The following is a 2,034-nucleotide window of genomic DNA, read 5'->3' as shown; positions in this document are numbered from 1 at the left end:
TGCCGATACTGAGTGGTTTCCCGTTGTCGACGAGCCGGTTCTGGACGAAGTAGATCTGCCCTGATTAGAATTGATTTTCAGTGATTTAAGAAAACGGAACAGACAGTTCCACTCCAATTTTCCTGAGGGTTTGGTACACATTCTCGGCGAGAGGTATCCCCTCTGCCAGAGAGTGTGTTTCCGCTTCAAATTCCTTCTGGCCGGCAAAATAAACCTGTTCATGCCCTTCCGCCGGAGTCATGTTGCGGATATCCTGCAGCATTTTATCCATATTCCTGCGGAACTCAAGGGCATCCATAAAAAGATCGATCTTCATGGCTCCGAAACAGTGGGAGACCCGTGCCGATGATTCTCCCTTATCATAGATATCAGCACCCCAGGCGGAGCCTGAAAGGACACCCGTCAGAATGTCCACCATCATGGCCAGGCCAAAGCCCTTATGACCGCCGGAGCTCTCTGAATCTCCCCCCAGAGGGACAATGCCTCCCCCTCTTCTATGAAACATATCTTCCAGCAGAGGACCCGGATTTGAGACAGAGAGTCCGTCCTTATCAACCGCCCATCCCGGTTCAAGAGACCTATGCTCACGATCATAGATTTCTATTTTCCCCCGGGTGACCACGGTGGTTGACATATCCAGGACAAAGGCTTTCTCTTTGTCCGCCGGTGCGGCAAAGGCTATAGGATTTGTGCCGAACATGACCTGTTTTCCATAAGTGGGAACACCCAGGGCCGCCGTATTGGTCATGGAAATACCAATCATATCCTTCTCAAGGGCTTTCATGGCATAGTAACCGGCTATTCCGTAATGATTTGAATTCCTCACGGCTCCAAAGGCCATGCCGCTCTGCTCTGCCTTATCCAGAACAGACTGCATGGTTTGACAGCTGACCGGAGCGCCCAAAGCACCCCTGGCATCCACCAGAAGGGAAACCGGAGTTTCTCTGATGACTTCCGGCTCAATCACCGGGTCCATCAGTCCCTCCTGCAGTCCATTGATATAGCGTTGAAGCCGGGCAACCCCATGGGATGGAATCCCCCGGGCATCCGCAGCGACCAGAACATCGGCACAATCCTGAGCATCTGCAGTCTTCACACCACAGGCTTCAAAAGTTTTCACACAAAAAGAGAGAAGCTGTTTCTTGTCAATTCTGATCATTTCCATGGTTCATTCCTTAAAAACAATATTCTAGCCCATCAGAATCTGATCATAAACCATACCTAGAGTTTTTTGTAGTTAAAAAAATCAAACTTGCCATCCAATTTCTGTCCGCTCCAATCATGGCAGGCCAGACAGATAAAAGCACCCGTAAAGCCGTAATAGGGCTTAATATATTCATCAGAAATGATTGTTGCGTCATATTCATTTCCAAGAGAGATCCAGGAATTTTCATCAATGGAGTAATAGAACATCACTTTATCCAAGTTCACATGAATTTTCATAAAAACCCTCTCACTGGCGATAGGCATTTCATTATGAATTATGAGGGAGCCATTGTCCATGACCATTAAATTGATGACCCTTTCTGAAGTATCTTCATTGAAAGTAATATTGATGTAATAAAAGGTATCTTCGTTATAGCGGTACATCAGACCTGCCATCTGCTGAAAATTGACCGGCGAGAACTCAACAGAAGTTTTGGCTGTAAAATTGAAATGTTTTTGTCTGATTCCCACAACAGTCTGAAACTGTTTACTCCCGGGAGAGTCCCGGCCTGATAGTGTCAGAAACCCCTTGTGCCGGGTCAAACTCATCACAGATTCTTCAAAGGGTAACCTTAAAGTCTGCATTTCCAGGGGCAGTACAGACTCTTCAAAGTCTGTAACCAGCTCATAGGCTGAATCCCTCAGAATGATCTCATCATCAGGGATTTCAAAGGATTCCGAAGGTGCTCTTCCTCCTCCAGAGAGAAACGGCCAGTCATTTACCCATTCCACATTCTGTATCGATGTTTCCCGGCCCAGTATACACCGGTAGTTTCTGTTGAGATTATGATCCAGAACATCTTTACGTGACAGCCGCGGCAGAGAAAA

General features: G+C 47.0%; 1 protein-coding gene and 1 pseudogene. Both read right to left on the bottom strand.

Annotation, left to right across the window (positions count from 1 at the left end; all coding sequences use genetic code 11):
* Positions 1-85: 85 nt before the first annotated feature.
* Positions 86-1,165, bottom strand: coding sequence for an Ldh family oxidoreductase (locus tag PF479_RS04750; protein WP_298002824.1), 1,080 nt, complete (start codon positions 1,163-1,165; stop codon positions 86-88).
* A gap of 56 nt (positions 1,166-1,221) precedes the next feature.
* Positions 1,222-2,034: pseudogene (locus PF479_RS04745) on the bottom strand (hypothetical protein); the annotation flags it as partial.

It is taken from the genome of Oceanispirochaeta sp., assembly GCF_027859075.1.
Lineage (GTDB): Bacteria > Spirochaetota > Spirochaetia > DSM-2461 > DSM-2461 > Oceanispirochaeta.
This window is presented reverse-complemented; position numbering and strand designations above follow the sequence as displayed.

What these genes read in the sequence shown, in the direction of transcription:
- PF479_RS04750 (WP_298002824.1), bottom strand. Translation starts at nt 1,165, where the DNA reads ATGGAAATGATCAGAATTGACAAGAAACAGCTTCTCTCTTTTTGTGTG.